Annotated in this window: 21 protein-coding genes and 2 pseudogenes; 9 read left to right on the forward strand and 14 right to left on the reverse strand. The window is 50.4% G+C overall.

Annotated elements, in window-relative coordinates:
* Nucleotides 1-26 precede the first annotated feature (26 nt).
* Nucleotides 27-938: pseudogene (locus IEZ33_RS20095) on the reverse strand (DUF4158 domain-containing protein); the annotation flags it as partial.
* 169 nt (nt 939-1,107) lie between these two features.
* On the opposite strand from IEZ33_RS20095, the gene IEZ33_RS20100 reads away from it, so the two are divergent.
* Nucleotides 1,108-1,650, forward strand: a complete 543-nt coding sequence (locus IEZ33_RS20100; protein WP_055464746.1) for a recombinase family protein — start codon at nt 1,108-1,110, stop codon at nt 1,648-1,650.
* Between the two features lie 146 nt (nt 1,651-1,796).
* On the opposite strand, the pseudogene IEZ33_RS20105 reads toward IEZ33_RS20100, so the two are convergent.
* The 11 genes and pseudogenes from IEZ33_RS20105 to IEZ33_RS20155 all read right to left on the reverse strand — a co-directional run bounded on the left by IEZ33_RS20105 (nt 1,797) and on the right by IEZ33_RS20155 (nt 11,700).
* A pseudogene (locus IEZ33_RS20105) lies at nt 1,797-2,838 on the reverse strand (DMT family transporter).
* Nucleotides 2,839-3,024: 186 nt separating this feature from the next.
* A complete protein-coding gene (locus tag IEZ33_RS20110; RefSeq protein ID WP_055464744.1) occupies nt 3,025-4,350 on the reverse strand; it encodes a M23 family metallopeptidase in 1,326 nt (441 codons plus the stop codon).
* A gap of 2 nt (nt 4,351-4,352) precedes the next feature.
* Nucleotides 4,353-4,904, reverse strand: a complete 552-nt coding sequence (gene lspA / locus IEZ33_RS20115; RefSeq protein WP_082443884.1) for a signal peptidase II — start codon at nt 4,902-4,904, stop codon at nt 4,353-4,355.
* Between the two features lie 118 nt (nt 4,905-5,022).
* Nucleotides 5,023-5,556, reverse strand: a complete 534-nt coding sequence (locus tag IEZ33_RS20120) for a DsbE family thiol:disulfide interchange protein (protein ID WP_055464743.1) — start codon at nt 5,554-5,556, stop codon at nt 5,023-5,025.
* 120 nt (nt 5,557-5,676) lie between these two features.
* Nucleotides 5,677-6,330, reverse strand: a complete 654-nt coding sequence (locus IEZ33_RS20125) for a DsbA family protein (protein ID WP_055464742.1) — start codon at nt 6,328-6,330, stop codon at nt 5,677-5,679.
* A complete protein-coding gene (locus tag IEZ33_RS20130) occupies nt 6,327-6,779 on the reverse strand; it encodes a disulfide bond formation protein B (protein WP_055464741.1) in 453 nt (150 codons plus the stop codon). The genes IEZ33_RS20125 and IEZ33_RS20130 overlap by 4 nt, the downstream gene beginning before the upstream one ends.
* Before the next feature lie 173 nt (nt 6,780-6,952).
* Nucleotides 6,953-7,543 (reverse strand): Spy/CpxP family protein refolding chaperone, encoded by a 591-nt coding sequence (locus tag IEZ33_RS20135; RefSeq protein ID WP_055464740.1) that lies wholly within the window; start codon nt 7,541-7,543, stop codon nt 6,953-6,955.
* Nucleotides 7,544-7,638: 95 nt separating this feature from the next.
* Nucleotides 7,639-8,124, reverse strand: a complete 486-nt coding sequence (locus IEZ33_RS20140; RefSeq protein WP_191603799.1) for a DUF411 domain-containing protein — start codon at nt 8,122-8,124, stop codon at nt 7,639-7,641.
* Nucleotides 8,125-8,152: 28 nt separating this feature from the next.
* Nucleotides 8,153-9,157 carry a DsbA family protein gene (locus tag IEZ33_RS20145; protein WP_055464738.1) on the reverse strand — a complete coding sequence of 335 codons (1,005 nt, stop codon included), beginning with the start codon at nt 9,155-9,157 and terminating at the stop codon, nt 8,153-8,155.
* A 55-nt stretch (nt 9,158-9,212) separates the two neighbouring features.
* Entirely contained in the window at nt 9,213-9,482 is a 270-nt protein-coding gene (locus tag IEZ33_RS20150) for a TFIIB-type zinc ribbon-containing protein (RefSeq protein ID WP_055464737.1), read from the reverse strand.
* 16 nt (nt 9,483-9,498) lie between these two features.
* Nucleotides 9,499-11,700 (reverse strand): heavy metal translocating P-type ATPase, encoded by a 2,202-nt coding sequence (locus IEZ33_RS20155; RefSeq protein ID WP_211262094.1) that lies wholly within the window; start codon nt 11,698-11,700, stop codon nt 9,499-9,501.
* Nucleotides 11,701-11,781: 81 nt separating this feature from the next.
* Here IEZ33_RS20155 and cadR point away from each other — a divergent pair, with 81 nt between their 5' ends.
* Together cadR and dsbD are read left to right on the forward strand one after the other, a co-directional pair.
* Nucleotides 11,782-12,234, forward strand: a complete 453-nt coding sequence (cadR, locus tag IEZ33_RS20160; protein ID WP_055464751.1) for a Cd(II)/Pb(II)-responsive transcriptional regulator — start codon at nt 11,782-11,784, stop codon at nt 12,232-12,234.
* A 68-nt stretch (nt 12,235-12,302) separates the two neighbouring features.
* A complete protein-coding gene (gene dsbD / locus IEZ33_RS20165) occupies nt 12,303-14,192 on the forward strand; it encodes a protein-disulfide reductase DsbD (protein ID WP_082443882.1) in 1,890 nt (629 codons plus the stop codon).
* Between the two features lie 61 nt (nt 14,193-14,253).
* Here dsbD and IEZ33_RS20170 read toward each other — a convergent pair whose 3' ends face one another.
* Nucleotides 14,254-14,523 (reverse strand): SHOCT domain-containing protein, encoded by a 270-nt coding sequence (locus tag IEZ33_RS20170; protein ID WP_055464734.1) that lies wholly within the window; start codon nt 14,521-14,523, stop codon nt 14,254-14,256.
* Nucleotides 14,524-15,016: 493 nt separating this feature from the next.
* Between IEZ33_RS20170 and IEZ33_RS20175 the strand changes: the two genes are divergently transcribed.
* From IEZ33_RS20175 to IEZ33_RS20195, 5 genes are all read left to right on the forward strand, one after another.
* Complete coding sequence (locus IEZ33_RS20175; protein ID WP_240009722.1) at nt 15,017-15,307, forward strand: helix-turn-helix domain-containing protein; 291 nt, start codon at nt 15,017-15,019, stop codon at nt 15,305-15,307.
* 142 nt (nt 15,308-15,449) lie between these two features.
* A complete protein-coding gene (locus IEZ33_RS20180) occupies nt 15,450-15,857 on the forward strand; it encodes a hypothetical protein (protein WP_191603800.1) in 408 nt (135 codons plus the stop codon).
* The gene (locus IEZ33_RS20185) at nt 15,841-16,545 is read left to right on the forward strand and encodes an RES family NAD+ phosphorylase (RefSeq protein ID WP_191603801.1); all 705 of its coding nucleotides are present in this window, start codon (nt 15,841-15,843) and stop codon (nt 16,543-16,545) included. The genes IEZ33_RS20180 and IEZ33_RS20185 overlap by 17 nt, the downstream gene beginning before the upstream one ends.
* Nucleotides 16,546-16,753: 208 nt before the next feature.
* On the forward strand, nt 16,754-17,194 hold the full coding sequence (locus tag IEZ33_RS20190; RefSeq protein WP_191603802.1) for a hypothetical protein: 441 nt from the start codon (nt 16,754-16,756) through the stop codon (nt 17,192-17,194).
* A 271-nt stretch (nt 17,195-17,465) separates the two neighbouring features.
* On the forward strand, nt 17,466-17,792 hold the full coding sequence (locus tag IEZ33_RS20195) for a hypothetical protein (protein WP_191603803.1): 327 nt from the start codon (nt 17,466-17,468) through the stop codon (nt 17,790-17,792).
* A 115-nt stretch (nt 17,793-17,907) separates the two neighbouring features.
* Here the strand turns inward: IEZ33_RS20195 and IEZ33_RS20200 are convergent, their stop codons facing one another.
* Nucleotides 17,908-18,882, reverse strand: a complete 975-nt coding sequence (locus IEZ33_RS20200; RefSeq protein ID WP_240009725.1) for an IS5 family transposase — start codon at nt 18,880-18,882, stop codon at nt 17,908-17,910.
* Here IEZ33_RS20200 and IEZ33_RS20205 point away from each other — a divergent pair.
* A complete protein-coding gene (locus IEZ33_RS20205) occupies nt 18,878-20,074 on the forward strand; it encodes a hypothetical protein (protein ID WP_191603805.1) in 1,197 nt (398 codons plus the stop codon). The genes IEZ33_RS20200 and IEZ33_RS20205 overlap by 5 nt on opposite strands.
* Nucleotides 20,075-20,105: the final 31 nt, after the last annotated feature.

Consider the following 20,105-nt stretch of genomic DNA (forward strand, 5'->3'; position numbering starts at 1 on the left):
CGCACTTCGGACTTGAATTCGGGGGTAATCAGTAAATCCAGCACGTCCAGGGCTTCATCGAGGGCGATGGTCTCATATGCCCTGGCGAAGGCCACTAGGATGGCCGTGCGCTTTCTCTCCGGCATGCGGGCTATTTTGTGCATAGAAATCATTCCGGCGTGACGGGCGATGTTTTTAAAGCGGACTGGCGGGATGCCGGTAAAATCCAGCTCATGCATGCCGAAGGCCTTCAGCTCCTGATAACGGCCAACCGCCTCATTGAAGGCGGGACCGCTGATCGTCACCGGCCCCTTGCGGTAGCGGTCAAAGCGGGAAGTTCGTGTTCCCTCCGGAACCTGAAGCAACGTCTCAAGCTTTGCGGTCTGCTCCGATGTCGGCAACGCCGACAGCCGTTGCCACAAGCGACTGGTGGCCCGCTCGCGCACTTCGGAAATCAAGCGGGTCAGTGTGGTGGCGCCGGGCAGCAGGATCTTGTGTTGTATCAGCCAACCGGTGGCCAGATCGAAAAGCAGGCTGGGGCGTTCGTTGCCGATCCAACTGCGTGTGTAGAGTAAGCGGTTCAGCCGGAAGGACCACGGCCACGTGAACTCCCGGTACTGATAGTGGGTACGGATCTGGGCCGTGTGCTCCCGTCGAGTGGTTTCACGCTGTGCATAGGTGGCCAGGGTTGCTATATCGGTGATGCCAAGCTGTCGTGCAACAAACCATTGAGCATTGGCCGGAACCCGTGACAGATCGGCGAGGAAGGTTCCCAGGAATCGAACGCAGCCCAACTGTAAGGCGACACCGAAACGGTTCTGAACACCACGCCGCTGAAGGATAAAAGCGAGGTCAGCTTCATCCAGATGAAAGTAGCGGGCCAACTGCACTTCATTCGGTTCGCCAGAAAATTGCCCATAGCTAGCTTTCTGTTCCGAGGTTAAAAAATCGACGGGCATGTGCTACCCCAACCAATAACTGTAAGAATCGCGAGCATTCGCAGTGTCTATTAATTTATAAGTTAGTGGACATCATAAAGTGCCTACAATAAACTGTCTATTAAATCGCTTTTCTCAGACTTAGCAGACAGACGATCTATTAATCGATTTAGGAGACTATTTTCACCTCATGAGACTCTTCGGTTACGCTCGTGTGTCCACAAGCCAGCAATCGCTCGATGTGCAGGTCAAAGCCCTCAAGGCGGAAGGAGTAAGAGCCAATCGAATCTTTACCGACAAAGTAACGGGTAGTCATGTTAACCGAGAGGGATTACGCCTATTGAGATTAAAGGTGGAGGAAGGCGATGTAATCCTGGTAAAAAAGCTGGATCTCCTTGGCCGTGACACTGCTGACATGATCCAGTTAATCAAGGAGTTCGATGAAATGGGTGTTGCTATCCGCTTTCTGGATGATGGCATTAGCACGGAAGGCACTATGGGAAAGATGGTTGTTACCATTCTTTCTGCCGTGGCACAGGCGGAACGACAACGGATATTGGAAAGAACAAATGAAGGACGTGTTGAGGCAAAAGCGAAAGGTGTTAAATTTGGTCGCAAGCGAACTATTGACCGAAGACGAGTAAAAGAGCTTCGTGAGGAAGGGGTTGGGGCTACAGACATTGCCAAGCAAATGGGTATCGGCAGGTCTACAGTGTATAAATTACTTAGGTAATGCCTGTCCTGCAGCACTGAGACGCATGGCCGGTAGCTTAAGAAAAAAGCCCCTCTCTCACAAACAAAACCTCCAGCGATTTATCCAGAGCAACTTTCATGAAATTCCTGAAGGCGGCGCCAGTGTTCTGCGGCCATGTGGATGAGTTAGTGTCGGTGACGGTGGTGAATTATCGGGAAAGTGTGGATGCTTGTGCGTCACCTCGGTGTGCGCGTGCTGGTGCGAATGGGGCTCCTGCCCATCCCAGTCAAACTCGTGATCGTGTTGGTGATGATATTCATGGCGGTGCGTGTGACTGTGTTCCAACGGCTTATGGGTGTGCAGGTGTTCATGGCGTTCTGTCAGATGCAGCCACACACCCAACCCCATCAGCACGCTGGCAATCCAGAAAGCGGAGGTAACGGGTTCGTGTAACAAGGTCAGCGCGATCAGTGCTCCGATAAAGGGCGCTGTGGAGAAATACGCGCCAGTGCGCGCAGTTCCCAATCCCCGCAGTGCCAATACGAACAAGACCAAGCTTACACCGTAGCCCAGCAGCCCCAGTGTCATGATTGCGCCTGTGGTTGCCAGCGGAGGAAATGCATCTCCCATAAACCAGGCCAGCGCACAGTTAACAGATCCGGCGATCAGCCCTTTGCTCCCGGCGATAAACACCGCATCGGAGGCGGATACTTGGCGGGTCAGATTGTTATCGATCGCCCAGCACAGGCAGGCCAGCGCAATGGCTAGCGAACCGATACTGTTTGTAACGCCTATCTCCCCCGTCGGCAAGAACAGGACAACCCCTCCGGCTACGATGGCGATCATCCCCAACACGATTCGCCGATCGGCGTTTTCCCGAAAGACGACCCATGCAATCAGAGCGGTCAGAACCGCCTCCAGGTTCAGCAAGAGTGACGCTGAAGCGCCGCTGGAGTAGCTCAATCCGAACATGAGGGCGACTGGACCCAGAACCCCGCCAAAGAAAATAGCCCCAAGCAGCCAGGGCCATTCCATCGTAGGTATGCCCGGATTTTTCCAGCCTCGATCCCTGATCAGCCTCGCGAGCCCAAGCCCTAGGCCACTGCCCAGGTAAAGCATTCCGCCCAGAGCCAAGGGCGACGCCTCGTTGATCAGCAGTTTGGCAAAGGGTGTGCTGGCTCCAAATAGCAGGGCAGCCAAGATGGCGTAAGCGATACTTTGATTCATACTGCCCCTAAGTTGGATTCACAGCGTCGCATTCAGATTACAGCCTGTTGCTTTGTCGATGCAGACAAAGAGTGGAAGCGGCCATTACCTTCATTCATCTGCTTTGTTCCTACTTATGATAGAACCGATAAACTGCGGTTCTATGTCGCAATAAACGACATACAAGCGACCCTACCCTATGCAGCACTATCCGTTCTCGCTCCGTTTTAAGTCGAAGAGCACTCGGTCAAAGGCATCCCGCATATTGAAGAGGTCGCGATGTTCACCATCCACCGAGCTGATCGCTTTTGAAAGCACCGTTCGAGGACCGAAAAGTGGGTCCAGGGGGCGCCCATTACTCAAGACTTCGAAATGTAGGTTGGGCCCGGTCGCTATACCTGAAGCGCCAACACTACCGATTTCATCCCCTGCTGCTACACGACTATCTCGCTCAAGGCCTGCCGCGAAGGACTCTAAGTGTGCGTACCGAGTCACAACCCCTTTCTCGTGCTGTATCTCAATAACGCGACCATAGCCGCGGCGGCGCCCCATATAAAGAATTTCCCCGGGAGCCGATGCCGTGACCCGAGCGCCACGCAGGGCGGAGTAGTCTACACCGGTATGCATCCGCACATTGCCATAAACAGGGTGTTTTCTCGGTCCAAAAATAGATGAAATCTGCCCATCGTCCACGGGCGTTACCAAGGTGCGGACTAACTCGCCGTTCTTGTAGATTCTGGAGTGGCTATCGGTACCGTTGGAGCGGGTGGCTTCAATGGTACGATCGCCCATCTCTATACGGACATACCTCAGATTCGGCGGTTTGGCTTCGCGCCCCTCTGCCAATGGGTATTCATGCCATAGGATTTCGAATTTCTCTCCACCTTTGAAGGCCCGATCAAACTGAATCAGAGGGGCCAACATGAGCGATAGATCCTGGGCGAAGCGGGTCGGGATGTTCGCCGCTTTTAGCGAAGCATAAACTGAACGGTCTAGCTTGAATCGAACCGCTCGCTCTTGCGACGTTATCGCGGGAGTCAAGCGAGAGACAGTTAATGGATCGCCGAATGACAATAGGATTTTTACGCCCGCATCAATCTTTAACAGAAGTTGCTGTGGTGTTTTCTGGTTGTCTTCAAACCTTATAACCACCTCGTGTCCTGGCTGAAGTGCTTGCGGATCAAACTCGGCAGTGAGAGCCTGAACCACTGCAGAGCGCATCTTCGAATCAAGCCCCAGACGCTTTAACAAGCCATCGAGGGTATCCCCTGCCTTTGCAGCGAGTACCACCTCCGACGTTGCATCACGCTCAGATAGACGTTCATGACTGATGGGCGCAGGCTGTGTCTCCTCGACAGCAACCCCTGGCCCAGCGAGCGCCTCCCACTGCGGTGGCGCGCTTGCTTGATCCGTTACCTGCCAATCAATCCAGACTTGCAATGCAAAATAGCCGATAAGGGCGACACCGAAACCTTTCCAGAGCGCCAATGGCCTTGAATTCAAACGCGTTAGAACTTTCGTCGCCGTACTCACAGTCAGTTAACCCTCGTCGGCCCGCGTCGGCCGGTAATTTGCTTTTCTTTCCAATCGGTTTCGTCAGTCCGCCTTAGCCCCGACAGCAACAGACAAATCGCACCCAAGGTAATAAAGATGTCGGCACCGTTAAATGTCGGCCAGTGCCAGCCAGCCCAGTGAAAATCCAAAAAATCTGTCACCGCCCCCTGGCGCCACCGATCAACGATATTACCAAGCGCTCCGCCCGCGATCACGGCAAGACTGATCCGCTCAAAAAACGAATCGGAACGCCAAGCCCAGATGAGCAGCACAGCCACTATCGCCAAGCTGATCAGCGCAAGCAGTTCTGGCGCATTGGCAAAGAAGTCACGAAACAAACCGAAGCTCACGCCCGTGTTGAAACCAAGCCTCAGGTTAAAGAAGGCCGTCACCTCAATCACCCGCGGTGTTTCCAGCAGGTAGGCAAGGGCTATCCACTTGCTCAGTTGGTCCAGTGCAAGTGTGAGCATAGAAACAAGTAAAATCTGTACTCCACGGTTTCGATGAGTGCCGGGGAAATCATTTTTTATCATCTAACAATGACCTTTTTTTAACACGAGGAACAGCGCGCCTGACGCACGTCAGGGGTTGTGTCGGGTGTTCTATGTTGATGTGCCGGTGACAGCCATAAAAACGGGCTGATTTGAATCGCTACTCACCCTGCAGCTGCTGAAAAACAGGCAGTAAATCTCGTTTCCATATCGCATCATTCAAAGGCCCCGCATGCCGGTAACGGATCACTCCCCTTTTGTCGATGATAAAGGTTTCGGGCGCACCATAGACGCCAAGGTCGAGCCCTAGAGAGCCTTTGTCGTCGACAACATTGGCGACATAAGGGTTACCGAGGTCTGACAGCCATCTGTTAGCGGCAGGCACTTCATCTTTATAATCGACGCCATAGATCGGAATACCCCTTCGATGAGCCAACTCCATCAAAAACGGGTGTTCCGTACGACAGGAGGGGCACCAGGTCGCCCAAATGTTGAGCAAACTCACTTTACCTTTCAGCGCCTCCTGCGTCAGAGTTTGACCGGGTTTTTCAAGCCAAGGGAGCTCGAACTGTGGAACGGGTTTACCGATCAGGGCCGAGGGCAACTCCTTCGGATTAAGGTACAACCCCCTCCACAAGAAAAAGCCGAGCCCAATGACGACAGCTAGCGGCAAAAAAAGCAGGACTCGTCTCATACAAAGCCTCTATGTAGGTGAGAAAGCCGACGACTTAGTCGCTGTACGCTAACCCGTCTGCAGGCCACAGCGCCAGATTCCAACACCATACGCCCACCAAACGGTGCCCGGAAAGCCGGGTCACATCTGGTAATTTTCACTGATTTCTGACTCCACCAAGGCTTTCAATTGTCGATAACCGAAGCTTGAGAGCGGTTTGCCATTGACAAAGAAGGTCGGGGTTTTGGTTACCTGCAGCGCGCTGGCGTCTTCAAGGTCTTGCTGTATGCGCTGTTCAAAGCGCTGGCTCTGCATATCCTCTTTGACCTTCGCGATATCAAGGCCAACACCACCCAGGTACTGCCAGATCGTCTGCGGCTGAGGGTTACCGTGCTGGGCCCAGAAGGGCTGTGATTCATAAGTCGCCTCAAGCGTTTCCCAAAACAGGTTCTGGAGCTTGGCCGCTTCAAGCAGTTTCACGATATAGTCAGACCCCGGATGGAACGGCGCGTAGCGCATGACAATGTTGACCCGCCCTGGATTTGATTCCATCAATTGCTTTACGTAGGGGTGAAACTTCCGGCAGGTCTCACAGGCAGGGTCGAAAAACTCGACGATCGTCACCTGAGCGCTGGATGGACCCATCGTCGGTGAATAATACCGCTTCATTATCTTGGGGTCGCTCGCGACCTCGGTGATCCCCGCCGTTTTTTGGCTTTCAAGGAGATAGGCGGCTATCCCGAACAGTGCAAAAAGAAGAACACCGGATAACGCGACAATCAGTTTTTTATTCATGGGTAGGTCCGTTTTCTAAAAATTAACAGTAAAGCGATGATCGCTGAGTAAGCCAAGATCGACAGCATGGGGATGGTGATAAAACCGAACAGTTCCAAGTTGATCTCCGCGCAGGAGACCCCTTGGCTGCAGGGCTGCAAGCTTTCGGGAATGTAACCGGAGTAAACGAGGTAGTGGTACACCGCAAATCCCCACCCGATCACGGCAAGCGGCAGCGTGTATCGAACAACGCGTTTATCCAGTGGGAACAGCGCGACCAGAAAGAGTACCGCCAGCGGGTAGATAAAGATTCGCTGGTACCAGCAGAGCACACAGGGCTGCAGCCCCATCACCTCACTGAAAAACAAACTTCCCAGCACCGCTACAACGGCCAGAATCCAGCAGAAAAAGATCAACGACCAGCCCGTGTTATCGGCTGTGTCTTGATCGTTCGTTAATAGACTACTCATGGTTACCTGTGCGTTTCGTGTCTCATTCCAAAAAAGCCTTGTTTGAAAAAGGTGTTGACCGAGCTTACGAGAAAAAAAGCAGCCTCCGGGCTTACCCCTTCAGTCGTCCCGGTGGCTGCTGAAAAAAATAGCGTTTTGCTAGTTCATGAAACGATCTAATCCGAACTTAGCCGCTACATTCCCCCCATCATCGGATAACCGTCCATGAGTGTTTTCTGCTCTGCATTCAACGACTGATAGAAGGCTGTTATCGCATTATTGAACTGGCTCATACTGGCAAAGCGCTCTCCCATCATTTCCTTGTGCAACGCAACCCGCTCAGGCAGCGTCATACTGGCGCTTTGCTCGAACAGCCCATACATTCGATTGTGATGCTGGGCCATCGATTCTGACTGCGACTTAACAACGGTCACAAATCGTTGCCACTCGGACTGCTGATCGGCCGACAGCTTTAACTCACTCTCTAGCTGCTGAAGGCTCTGCCCCAGCCTTTCGCTCATCGCCTCTGGCGCCATACCACGCCCGTGCATCATGCCCTGGTTCTGCATCATCCCCTGGTTGTGCATCATGCCGGAGCCGTGTTTCATACCCGCAGCAGGTTTCCCTTGGGGTGAGGAGCCACTCATCATGCCGCACCCATCCATCATCCCAGGGCCGCCCATCATGCTCATCATTCCGCCGGACCATTGCTGGTCCGCCACTGCCGATACCGCAGCCAAACTCATGGCCATTCCGGCACTTAACATCCATCGCTTCGTTTTCATGGATTTTCTCCTTTAAGCACACACAAATCACATGGAAATATAGGTATTCAACTACCTATAGTTCGATGTTAGGGAGGTACCGAATTTACCCCCCATCAATACTGCTTATATTCGTTGAAGACGCTGACCTGCTCTCCACTGTCGACAGCATAAACCTTGAAGGCATCCTTTCTCGCACCGTCCATATCCATACCCGGCCCACCCGAAGGCATCCCCGGCACAGTCAGCAAGCGAATATCAGAATTTGAGCCAAGCAGGGCCTTGATGTCTTGCGCAGGCACATGCCCTTCAATCACTTTGCCGTTAACTTCTGCCGTATGACAGGACGCCCCCTGGGCGGGCACACCCAACTTTTCTTTATAAGGATTCACGTCGTCGACCACGACGTCCTTGACGGCAAAGTTATGGTCTTTAAGATGGGAAATCCAACCTTTGCAGCAACCACAAGAAGCACTGCGATAAACGGTTATTTCGTAAGCCTTCTCCGACTTACTTTCGAGCCAAGCTGGGTTAGCGGCAACGGCGGCTGTTCCGTTGCCTAAAGCCAGCACTAGTAGCGCCGATGTGAGTAGATGTTTCATTTTATTGTTCCTCTTGAAATACGTTAGTTCAACTACCGGCCTGTAGCTCCTCGTCGATCAATTCCTTCAGGTCTTTCAGCAGATCGCCGTGGGTGTTGCCCAGCGGCCGACCATTGACGAAAAACGATGGCGTCCCGGAGAGACCCAGCTCGCGTGCTTCATTCAGCGACGCGGTCACTTTGGCCTGGGTGGCGGCGTCTTGGTAACAGTCACCAAACTTGCCCATATCCAAGTCCGCTTCCTTGGCCAGGGCATCGACAGGGATTGACTTGAGGTAGTTTTGGCGCTCGAACGCGAGATCATGGAATTTCCAGAATTGCCCTTGTTGGTCGGCGCACACCGCGGCTTCCGCAACTTTACGGGAGATACCGGACTGATTAATCGGGAAGTCTCTATAGACGACACGAAGTTTATCGCCGTACTGTTTGAGAAGCGCATCGACGGCCTCGACCGCATTCTTACAGTGGGGGCATTGGTAATCGGCAAATTCAACCAGAGTGATTTTTGCGTCTGGGTTTCCCTTGGAGGGGTACCCCTTGGTAGCAACGTCTAGGCGCAGTTGTTCAGGCTCGGGAAGTTCCACGCGGTAGCCCTTTTTCAGCGCGATCTGCTCCAATAGCTGCTGCGCTCTTTCCGTCATCTGCTGCCGCTTGAGGTAGTTAACCAGCTCGGGCTTAACCTGCTCGAAGGTACCTTGGATACGTGCCTTGTTGGCCTCGTAGAACCCCTTCAGTTGCTCCTCGGTCGGATCGGCGACGGCCATCAGCTCCTGCTGCAAGGTTTTGACATCTTTGCTCTGTCTGCTGGCTTCTTCCTGCACATAGCGATTCAACGCGTACTGATCGACTGCCTGGCGGCGCTGGTCGTTGTATTGTTGCGCCAGTTGGTTCAGTGACTGCTTTAACGCAGGCGGCAGGGTGTCCCCCTGATACTGCTGGCCATCGTAGGTCAGCTTGGGGGATTGCTCTGCATAGGCGGAGGGTAAAACAAGCAACCCGGCAATCGCAGCCACGGCAGTGATTCGTTTAAGCATTTTGTACGGTCCTTAACTCGGTAAAATTATTTGGTTGCTGATAATTCCAGCGGTTTCAGTCAAAAACGTCGAAAAGTTCCCCAAGGAAGCTTTTGCGTTTTTTATAGTGCGAACCCTGTCTGTGATGGTTCTGATGTTGGTAGTCCGAGCGTGGTTCGCTGCGTCGCGATTCCGGACGCCGGTCATCGGCTTGCGTTGAGCGCTCGATAAGCTTATCCAGTTCACCGCGATCCAACCAGACGCCGCGACAGCTGGGGCAATAGTCAATTTCGATCCCCTGCCGGTCGGTCATCTGCAGCAAGGTGTCACAATGGGGGCATTTCATCCGTTTTTTTCCTCCACTATTTAAAACGTAATAAGCGTAAGCCGTTGAATATCACCAACAGGCTGGCACCCAAATCGGCAAACACCGCCATCCAGAGCGTTGCTTCACCTGTTAATGCCAGCACCATAAACAGCAGCTTGATGCCGAGCGCTAAGGTGATATTCTGCTTGAGGCGCCAACTCGCCGTGCGGCTGAGCCGGATAAACCAGGGCAGCTTTTCCAGGTTGTCATCCATCAACGCCACATCGGCGGTTTCGATGGCGGTATCGGTACCGGCGGCACCCATGGCAAAGCCGATGTCAGCACTTGCCATCGCCGGCGCATCGTTAATGCCATCGCCCACCATCGCGGTGATGCCGTGCTGCGTCTTTAATGCCTGTACGGCCTCCAGCTTTTGCTCCGGCAGCAAGTTACCGCGGGCATCGTCGACGCCCAGTTGTTCCGCAATACGGGCTACCGTATGGGGATTGTCGCCTGACAGGACCAGCGTATGGACATTTAATTCCCTTAATTGTTCCAAGGTTTTACGACTGTGAGTTTTGGGCTGATCGGCGATGGCAAAGATCGCCCAGGGTCGCTGGTCACATACTAACACCACGGCGGTCTGCCCCTGTTCCTCGATCGCCTCCAGCGATGCTTCCAAGGCGCTGGAGCAAAGACCGAGTTCATGGATTAATCGGTGGTTCCCCAGTACGCAGTCCAGCGCTTCCAGCCGCCCCTGAACCCCGCGCCCGGTCAGCGACTCGAACCCATCGACGGAGAGAAAATCGCTGAGTTGCTCCCGCTCGTTGGCGAATCGAACCACCGCCTGCGAAATGGGATGGTCTGAGTGGCTGGCCAAGGAGGCGGCGAACAGCACCGCATCGGCGTGCGTTGCATCACCGATCAGCTCGACATGAGTCACCTGCGGGCGCCCCTCGGTCAGGGTGCCGGTCTTATCAAAGGCCAAGGCTTTTAATTTGCTGGCCTGCTCCAGATAGAGCCCACCTTTGATCAGCACCCCATGACGCGCCGCCGCCGCTAATCCGCTGACCACAGTCACCGGGGTAGAGATCACCAGCGCGCATGGGCATGCGATCACCAGCAGAACCAGGGCACGATATACCGCATCAATCCAGCTCCAGCCAAAGGCGAGCGGCATCAGCAGTGCGGTAAGGGCGGCCAGAATCAGAACGGCAGGCGTGTAGACGCGTGCAAAACGGTCAATAAAGCGCTGCGCCGGTGCGCGCTCACTCTGCGCCTTCTCCACCGCGTGAATAATGCGTGCAACGGTTGAATTACTTGCAAGCGCCGTGACCTTAAGTTCCAGCATGCCGGTCTCATTCAGGGTACCGGCAAACACCTTATCACCCTCCGTTTTTTCGACCGGCAGGCTCTCACCGGTAATGGGTGCCTGGTTAACGGCCGCCGACCCCGAGATGATTTCTCCATCGAGTGGAATTTTCTCCCCGGGGCGGACGCGCACGGTTTGACCGAGCTCAACCTCGCCAACCGGCTGCGCCACCCAATCCCCGGCGGGACCTTTGACGGTCGCGGTATCCGGCGCCAGCGCCATCAACTCCTTGATGGCGTTACGCGCACGATCCAACGACTTGCTTTCGATCACCTCGGCCAGGGTAAAAAGCACCATCACCATGACCGCTTCCGGCCACTCGCCGATCAGCATGGCACCGGTAACGGCAATCGACATCAGCGCGTTGATATTGAAGTCCAGGTGCCTGAGCGCAGTCCAGCCCTTCTTGTATGTACCGAGTCCGCTCAATGCGATACCCAGCAAGGCAAAGGCTACAATAAGCCACGCTTGATCAATGGCTTGGTAATCCAAGACTTCGGCTACCAGGGCGCAAAGCCCACCAAGCACCAACCGCCCATAGTCTTTGAAAAAACCGGAAGAGGGTTCGACCGGGATCGACTGATCATCATCGAGAACTTCAGGGGGAAAGCCGATATCCTCCAGCGCTCGAATGATGGCGGGCATGCTGTCAGCGGTCGCGGGTTGAACGGTCAACACCCGATCCATCAGGTTAAATGCCAGGTTTTTTACTTCCGGCATGGTTTCCAGCTTGGCGCGGATCATCCGCTCCTCGGTGGGGCAGTCCATCGCGTTGATGTAGAGGCGAACGCCCCCCGTCAACGGTTCCGTCTGGGGTGCGGTATCGGTCACGGTGGCTTCGGTCTGGCAGCCGCCACAGCAGGAGGTTGATGACTTCGATTGCATAAGAGTTCCGGCTTGAGAAAATTGCTTAGCCATTACTATAAAGGTTATAGTGGGTATAATGTCAAGCAAGCAGGTAGCGAGATGAAAATTGGAGAACTGGCAAAATTAACCGATACCGAAACGGTCACTATCCGGTTTTACGAGCGCAAAGGTTTGATGCCGCCACCCGAGCGTACCACTAGCAATTATCGCATATACAGTGATCAGCACAGGGAGCGGCTGCTGTTTATCCGCCATTGCCGCGGCATTGGCATCAATCTGGACGAAATCGGGCAACTGCTCCAGTGCCGAGATCACCCGATCGATAGCTGCCATCATGTCAATGAGATGATTGATGGCCACATTGTTCAAACCCAGCGGCAGATTAAAGAGCTGAAACAGCTGGAAAAACAGCTGCGCCAGCTACGGACGCAGTGCAACCAAGTTGTCAACCCGGAAGGGCAGGCGGCCAATTGCGGCATCCTACAATTCTTGGAAAACTGCCAGCCGGAAGGCGTATGCAGTGGACATCAGCATCCTCAGGCCTCTGATTAAGCTTGTGAACCTTAAGGAATAACCGTACCTAAACAGACGACCCGATACGTTAGAGATTGAGAGTGTAGATGAACACCAGAACGACAAATCAGCAGCCGAGCCCCTCCTCTTTCCTAAAGCTAAGTTTCTGTTGGCGATTGGCAATGGTCGCTCTGCTGTGGGCGCAACTGAGCGTAGCCAATGCGGGTCTGTGGGAATCGCTGACAGGTCAGAAACCTCAAGGCCCTCTACCGGTGGAAGAAGCCTATCTCTTCAGCTACAACCAGCCCGAACCGGGATTGCTGGTCCTGCAATGGGTCATGCCCGAAAGCGGCTACTACCTCTATCGAGACCAGATCAAACTGCACACCAACGGTCAGCTCGACGTCGGTGATATTCAAAAGGGGCCTACGGTTGAAAAAGAAGACGCTATTTATGGACAGAGCCAGGTCTATTACGATCAGGCCGAATTTCGGATCGCGGTGCAGCAGTCTTCAGCTGGGAATCCAAATCCGGAATTCAAGATTGAATACCAGGGCTGCTGGGAGGGAGGCATCTGTTACCCCCCCCAGACTGAAACGGTCCAGCTAACCGCCGTGCCCACGGATACCGCTCCAGCCGCACCTCTCTTGGCCAAAGCCGTATCACCTAAGATCTCTGATGACCCACTCGATTTCTCTTTGACGGATCAGCGCCGTTTCTCCGATATGCTGACCTCAGGTAGTTTTAGCGTTACCCTGTTGCTATTTTTCCTAGCAGGCCTAGCCCTGTCACTGACCCCCTGCGTGTTTCCGATGATCCCCATTCTCTCTTCAGTCATTGTGGGTCATGAGGGGAAGGTGTCCACCCGACAGGCGTTCCTCTACTCCAGCATCTATGTGCTTGCGATGGCGCTAACTTACACCCTGGCCGGAGTCGCTGCGGGTATTTTCGGTGCCAACATCCAAGCGGCATTCCAAAATCCCTGGATCATTTCGACATTCAGCCTGATGTTCGTGGTTTTCGCATTATCGATGTTCGGCTTTTTTGAGATACAGATGCCCGCCGTGATTCAGAATCGACTGGCGAACCTCAGCCGCCAACAACGCGGAGGTCGTTCCGCGAGTGTTTTTGCAATGGGCGTTCTGTCTGCTCTGATCGTAGGGCCCTGCGTCGCCGCCCCTCTGGCGGGTGCCTTGGTTTACATTGGCCAAACCGGCGATCCGGTGCTTGGTGGGGCCGCGTTATTCAGCCTGAGCTTGGGCATGGGCGCGCCGCTGATCATCATCGGTACGTCGGCGGGCAAACTGCTACCCAAAGCAGGGCATTGGATGGTTCATATCAAGGCAGGATTCGGCGTTGTCATGCTGCTGATGGCCGTTTGGATGCTGGATCGCATTGTGCCTCCAACGGTGACGGTACTGCTCGTCGGTGCGATCCTGATTACCTCTTCCATCTACTTGAAAGCGCTGGATCGACTGCCCGAGGGTTCGTCAGGCTGGGGGAAACTAGGTAAAGGCATCGGGGTGCTGATGCTGATCTACGGCTCAACCCTGCTGATCGGCATAGCGGCTGGAACCGCCAGTTTGTTGAAACCGCTTGGTGGAATCGGTGGAGGGTCATCCAACAGCTCCGTGGCTCTGGCACCTTTTGCCAAGGTTACCTCACTCGATCAGCTTCGCCCCTTGCTTGATCAAGCCCGTGACCAAGGGCGCCCCGTGATGCTCGATTTTTACGCAGATTGGTGCATTACCTGCAAAGAGCTGGAAAGCTTTGTGTTTGTTGACGCCAGTGTACAAGCGGAATTCAAACGCTTTACGCTGATTAAGGTCGATGTTACGGCTAACGATGATGCTGCGACCGCCTTGAACAAGGAGTACAAAATCATCGGCCCACCCGCGCAAATTTTTTATGACCACAAGGGTAAGCTACTGGCAGAAAAGATCCTGATAGGCGTGCCAACGGTCGCCGATTTCGTTGATTTGTTACGAAGCATTTGAAGCCCAACCAAAGCGACATCGGCCGAGCCTCCACAAAAGTTGGCTCGGCCAATCAGCTACATCAATGGGCGTGTTTGAGCTTGTCGTACAGAGAATCAAACTCCACCTGGTCGATATCACCGCTGGCTAGGCGATCCTTCAAAATCTGTAAGCTGGAATCATCCGAGGGCTCCGAACGCTTGCCCGAGAACAACCTGAACAGAAAAACGAAAACCCCGATAACCAACAACCAAAACAGCACCATGGGGATAAACCCCCATCCCATCATCCCTGGTCCGCTCCACATGTGATCGTGCCACATGACATCCACCTCCCTGGTACCACCAAACATTAGACTACCCTAATGATAGCGCATTTCGACTGTCAACTTGGTCGCACGTCCCCTCTAGCTGTCGGCGATCTCGATTGCGCTCTATTGTCCGCTCTTGCCTTGTTGTTTGTCTGCATCACCATTTACGCGACGTCATGCAAAGGCAAGGGCTAAATTGGCACAAAAGTCAGGTATTTCCAGCTCCGAATCAAATATCGCAGAGACCGCTCAGTCCCCATTCATGCCGCGAGCCAAGAGGGATGTTCGCTTAATGGAATTCTGAAGTTTCATCAACAGCCCACTCAGGCCTGAAGGGGTCAGCAGCAATGTGTCGACACCGGTGGGTCCCCGATGCCTTCCCTCTCTAAATCTGCAATGCACTACCGTGATAGGGCGTCGGCGCCGTAAGGTCAAAAAAGGGCTGGTTCGCCCTCAATGGGTGCCGTGGAAACCTTAACGTACAATATTTTCCGTTTCGTGCGGTAACCCCTAATAGGTGTCCACTAAGAATTAAGTGGACACTATCCTGGCAAAGCCAGCACATGGCTCAAGATGGGTTTACCGGACGGTTACTTTTAGCGTACGTTTTCGTTCCGTTGGACTTCAAACCCCTAAGCAAAAAGAAGGTATTGTAAAAGCACAGCAAAAGGGACTTTATCACGGTCGTCAGCCTGATTTAGAAAACCATGAAAGAATAGCTTCATTTACTGAAGCTGGATTTAGTATTAATAAAACGGCTGAAGCTGTTGGAGTTAGCCGAAGTACAGTGATTAGAGTTAGAAAAAAGCTTAAAAATTCAGACTAAGGTTAATTTCGAGGGGATGGGCACAAAACCCCCTATTAGAAACATGATGGAATAGCTTTTCAAAATTGATCGTATTTATATATTTTGATCAATATTGACTGTTAGGCTATACTCTCTTTTATAGCCTAATGGAGAACATAAAATGCATACACATAACATAGAAACAAGAACCGAGGCTCAAAAAATTGCTGTTGCTCTTTTGTGGCTCGAAGATATGCGCAGACAAGAAAAGTGGAATTTAACACTTGATGAAGCATGCATTCTAATGGGTAGCGTATCTCGAAATACCTACAAATCTTGGGTAAGAAAGGCTAAGAACAACAACGAAGTAACTCTATCAAGAGACACAATTACTCGTCTATCGTTATTGCTGGGCATACATAAGGCATTAGCTTTGTCAGCACCCCAAGGCTACGAATTCGACTTTTTTAAACGTCCAATCGATCATCCTCTTTTTCAGGGAAAAAGCGCTAAAGAGCAAATATTAATCGATTCAGACATACTTTTCATAAATGCAGTTAGGAACCATTTTGATGCTAGACGCGCCTAAAACAGTAAAGCCTGAGTGGAAGCATTATCGTGTGATTCATTCAAAATACCCAACTATCAATATCTTTGCTAATAACCATGCTGATAATTTGGTATTGGGTGAAATAGAGAACATGACAGCCAGCCGATCTTTATTGAACTTGGGCAACAGTAATGGTGAATCAAATCATCTTCTAAGCTTACAAGATATTTATGTTGATAAGGCAGACTTGCGTTATGGAGACGGCTGGGGAGCGGTTATGGCCTCATTTGCTTACCCAAGGTCAGGACGTTACAGCACCGATAAGCAAGGAGCTTATTATTGCTCTGATAGCTTACAAACCAGCCTGAGAGAATGGGCACATCATACCCGTAAATATTGGGTCGATGAAATGAAATTCACATCTGAGGTATCGGCTGTGGTTCGATGTTATACGGGGCACTTTGAAGAAGCTTTCTACGATGCCCGAAATCGACCTGATTTAATGACTGAGGAGTATGATGCTAATCATCGCCTTTTAGCGGGAGTTTTAATGTCCAACATGCATGGAATACTTTACAACTCTATGCGTGATGACGGAGGTCTATGTGTAGCTATTACTAGACCACCAGCCACCTCTAAAGTGATTCAATCTGGCCACTACGCAATTATGTTTGATGGTGAAAAGTTCACCAATTACTCTAAACTTGGTCGATTTATTAGTCTTTAATTTTAACATCTTACGAAGCCAAATTAAGGGTGAGGAAATCTCGACTAAAACTTACCGACTTTCGAATAACCATCTTCTCGTAGTCAGGGTTCCCCTTTAACATGTTGGGTAAATTAACCTGGATATTTGAAATTAAACAGCTCTTCAAATGTAATCTTTATAATTAACTTATTGAATTAAAGCGATTTACATTTATTGGAGACTAATTATGACCATTCAAGAACTTCAAAAAAAAGCGTGCGCGGCCGCTACAGACCGTGAATTTTTCAATCTAATTTCTCACCTAAAAATAGATGATTTAATTTCATTTTTTGACGGGACTGAGGAGTTTTTCATTCATTCCGAGGACCCAGGTTTATCAAGACAAGCAAAAAGATCAAAGCGAGTAGCCTATTATCGATCCCATGAAAGGCGTATAAAATCTGAATTAGACAAGAATGGATACGGTTCAATTTACAGCAACGCTAAAAAGGATAGGTTCGGCCTAGTTCATCCCTCTACAAGTGAAACACCAAGAATAACCTTTTTTGATGAATTTGGTTTTTCAAGCCATACTGATTGCACATGTCTTAACAATGTTGTTGAAAATCTAAAACAAAGCGGCTTGTACTTTCATAGCCCAGATATTGATATGATAGTATGTTCTTAAACATGCACAAAAAACAACAACTAACAGGTGCGACATAACACAGCAAAACCAGTCATTTTTTAAATCAATATCATGGCAGTATTTTGGTCAAATTTACCAAATGTACTGCCTCAAACTATCTATAAAAATTGAAATTATAAGCCCCCCCACTCTCTTTGCTAGACTTCGTCTTTAACTTCTTTGGTGTAGATAATACAGGTATCAGATTTAAACTCTAAGTCCCTCTTAAAAGGAGAAAATAGCTTTATCAACTAAGCACAAGGGGCGCAACATGAAAGCATTATCGAATCTTTTTTTATCAGCTGAATTTTTGCAAGAAAAAGAAACGGCGGAAGCCGTACAGCGATGGCTTCTGAAGGAAAAAACATCTGGCTTAACAAAATTCTATCCCAACCTGGAAGCTTTAAGCATTGTATCAACATTGCCCATTGGCAGCCCTTTACGTGACATAACCAAGCAAACCATTGAATTACATAACGATTTCGAGCAATCAGTTATAGAAGGCCTTATAGATTGGTTCTTTTCAAATTATAAAGGCTTAGCACTAACTGAATTAATTAACACAATTATGGAACGTGCGATTAAGTCAGCTAGTTAGTACGAAATCACTACTGGCTTGATTTGCTTTTCAATTTGCTCAAAACCTCAGTTTTTAGTGTGTCTTATCCTCTAGTTGAAGCCTTTAAAGCTCCAACTACCGTCATCCAGACGGATTAACTCCGTGCAGATCTTATCATCTGATCCACTCGCAGTATGTTTCCCAGTGCAAACAACACCGCGAGCTTGTTGTCATTTTTTGATAATCCTTTATAGACTACTTTTCGGAAGCCAAACTGGCATTTGAGTATTCGAAACGGGTGCTCTACTTTTGCTCTGATGCTCGCTTTTATGTACTCAGTATTGATGGGGGTTTTATTAATACGGGGATGCTTCTTCCATTCCCTAACCTTGCTTGGCATCTCCGCAATCAACCAGTCCAATTTCTTATCTTTGGTTTCCTCACGTTTTTTTACGCCACGATAGCCTGAGTCGGCTGAGACAAACGTCTCATCGCCATGCATGAGTTCAGTGATTTGGTTTAGATCATGTTCATTGGCAGAAGTGGTGGTAAAACTGTGCACCAAGCCACGTTTAGCATCGACTCCAATATGTGCCTTCAACCCAAAGAACCATTGATTTCCTTTCTTGGTCTGATGCATTTCTGGGTCACGTGATTTGGCTTTATTTTTGGTCGAGCTAGCGGCTTCAATAATAGTCGCGTCAACGATGGTGCCTTCTTTAAAGTAAATCCCCGAATCTGATAGCCATTTGTGGACTTCTTTAAAGAGCTTACGTCCAAGCTTATGCTTTTCCAGTAAATGCCTAAAATTCATAATAGTGGTGTGATCAGGTATTGCGCCTTCTAAAGATAACCCAGCAAACAGCCGCATAGAGGTAATCTCGTAAAGCGCGTCCTCCATGGCTGGATCCCCCATGTTGTACCAGTTCTGCATTAAGTGAATACGCAACATGGTAGACAAAGGATAGGGACGACGGCCGTTACCTGCTTTTGGATAGAAGGGTTCAATTTGGTCTTCAAGCTGCTGCCAGGGAATCAACTCATCCATTCGACTGAGGAAGAGTTCTTTGCGAGTTTTGCGGCGTTTGCTGGTAAATTCGGTGTCGGCGAAAGAGAGTTGGTTCATGATCGGCTGGAGTCGTAGTCAGATTAAGTCGGCAAGATTGTCTCATGTTACCGACTTAATCGCATGTTCCCTAATGCTGAATGACAAATCCTCTTTAAGTATTTTTGATTCGTATCCACGGACACAGGAGTGGATTAGAAACAGCGAAGGACTCAAGAGACATCTATTTGGGACTTTAACCCCCACTAAAAAGAGTCTGTACGCAATATCAATGCTCATGGGGCATGCCTCCCCTGAAACAACGCTCGAACACTATAGCCACCTGCTAGATTATATTGCCCGTGAATTGATTGAAGAAAGGCTGGCGCCAACACACGAACAACTCGCATTAGCATCCGGCCAATCTATGAGCACCATCTATCGCTGGCTAGAACCTGGAAAGAACAAATACAGAGAAAACTTTCGCAAGAAGTTTCTAATCATTGATCAAAAAACAGTATCCATCCCACCCGCAGAAGCGATCATAAACTTTAGTCTTGAGACCGCTAATAGCGATCTTGAGAGAGAATTTAACCAATGTCGTAAGGTTCTGTTTAAGTTAATACAGAGCTCCAACACATTTGACAAGATCTCACGGCTATCCGATAGCACAGGTATAGCTAAGTCCGATATTGAAACATGGCAGAACAATCTACTTTCACTTTTGAGTGCTGGTGCTCATAAATTCGACATATCGAACGCCAAGAAAATCAATCTAGAAAGCTACAACGGCGAAACACTTCCTCTACCAGCACAGCCCAGAAAAATAGTTCAAGATCGCGCAGCATACCTAAGCCTGATTAAGTCACTTGATGAACTGAGTAAGAATCAGCCAGAACAGCTACAAGTACTGTTAAACGGTTTTCAGCAGCACACTCAAAAACGAAATCACTTAATGAGATTCACAAGTGTTGAGGCTGCGAAACCTATTATCGAAGCATTGTCCCTACTTAAAACTGCTGATGTGGCCATAACTTTCACCCTGCTGCATGGCAAAGGCCAGAGTCATAGCAACATCATGAGAAAATGCATTCCGCATTGGAGAATGGGGTTAGGAATATCGAAGAAAAAGAGTATAGCCACGGCTATAGCAAACAGTAACTTAAAAGTGGGTGAGTTTGGATGGTTAGGAGTGAATTTAATCAATCCACAAACTGGAAAAGCTATAGAAGGGGCTAGGTATGTATTCGCAATGTTCTTTATTTTAAGTTTATAAAGAAAATTCCAAAGAACAGAATTTAAACTCC

Origin of the sequence: Marinomonas algicola (genome assembly GCF_014805825.1) — a bacterium.
Taxonomy (GTDB): domain Bacteria; phylum Pseudomonadota; class Gammaproteobacteria; order Pseudomonadales; family Marinomonadaceae; genus Marinomonas; species Marinomonas algicola.

Bases quoted from the DNA above. Each gene is read 5' to 3' on its own strand.
- IEZ33_RS20130 (WP_055464741.1), bottom strand. From the start codon at position 6,779: ATGAGTAGTCTATTAACGAACGATCAAGACACAGCCGATAACACGGGC.
- IEZ33_RS20205 (WP_191603805.1), top strand. From the start codon at position 18,878: ATGATCGGCTGGAGTCGTAGTCAGATTAAGTCGGCAAGATTGTCTCAT.
- IEZ33_RS20155 (WP_211262094.1), bottom strand. From the start codon at position 11,700: ATGCAATCGAAGTCATCAACCTCCTGCTGTGGCGGCTGCCAGACCGAA.
- IEZ33_RS20195 (WP_191603803.1), top strand. From the start codon at position 17,466: ATGAAAGCATTATCGAATCTTTTTTTATCAGCTGAATTTTTGCAAGAA.
- IEZ33_RS20145 (WP_055464738.1), bottom strand. From the start codon at position 9,157: ATGCTTAAACGAATCACTGCCGTGGCTGCGATTGCCGGGTTGCTTGTT.
- lspA (WP_082443884.1), bottom strand. From the start codon at position 4,904: ATGATAAAAAATGATTTCCCCGGCACTCATCGAAACCGTGGAGTACAG.
- IEZ33_RS20135 (WP_055464740.1), bottom strand. From the start codon at position 7,543: ATGAAAACGAAGCGATGGATGTTAAGTGCCGGAATGGCCATGAGTTTG.
- IEZ33_RS20185 (WP_191603801.1), top strand. From the start codon at position 15,841: ATGCTAGACGCGCCTAAAACAGTAAAGCCTGAGTGGAAGCATTATCGT.
- IEZ33_RS20180 (WP_191603800.1), top strand. From the start codon at position 15,450: ATGCATACACATAACATAGAAACAAGAACCGAGGCTCAAAAAATTGCT.
- cadR (WP_055464751.1), top strand. From the start codon at position 11,782: ATGAAAATTGGAGAACTGGCAAAATTAACCGATACCGAAACGGTCACT.
- IEZ33_RS20120 (WP_055464743.1), bottom strand. From the start codon at position 5,556: ATGAGACGAGTCCTGCTTTTTTTGCCGCTAGCTGTCGTCATTGGGCTC.
- dsbD (WP_082443882.1), top strand. From the start codon at position 12,303: ATGAACACCAGAACGACAAATCAGCAGCCGAGCCCCTCCTCTTTCCTA.
- IEZ33_RS20125 (WP_055464742.1), bottom strand. From the start codon at position 6,330: ATGAATAAAAAACTGATTGTCGCGTTATCCGGTGTTCTTCTTTTTGCA.
- IEZ33_RS20190 (WP_191603802.1), top strand. From the start codon at position 16,754: ATGACCATTCAAGAACTTCAAAAAAAAGCGTGCGCGGCCGCTACAGAC.
- IEZ33_RS20170 (WP_055464734.1), bottom strand. From the start codon at position 14,523: ATGTTTGGTGGTACCAGGGAGGTGGATGTCATGTGGCACGATCACATG.
- IEZ33_RS20140 (WP_191603799.1), bottom strand. From the start codon at position 8,124: ATGAAACATCTACTCACATCGGCGCTACTAGTGCTGGCTTTAGGCAAC.
- IEZ33_RS20150 (WP_055464737.1), bottom strand. From the start codon at position 9,482: ATGAAATGCCCCCATTGTGACACCTTGCTGCAGATGACCGACCGGCAG.
- IEZ33_RS20100 (WP_055464746.1), top strand. From the start codon at position 1,108: ATGAGACTCTTCGGTTACGCTCGTGTGTCCACAAGCCAGCAATCGCTC.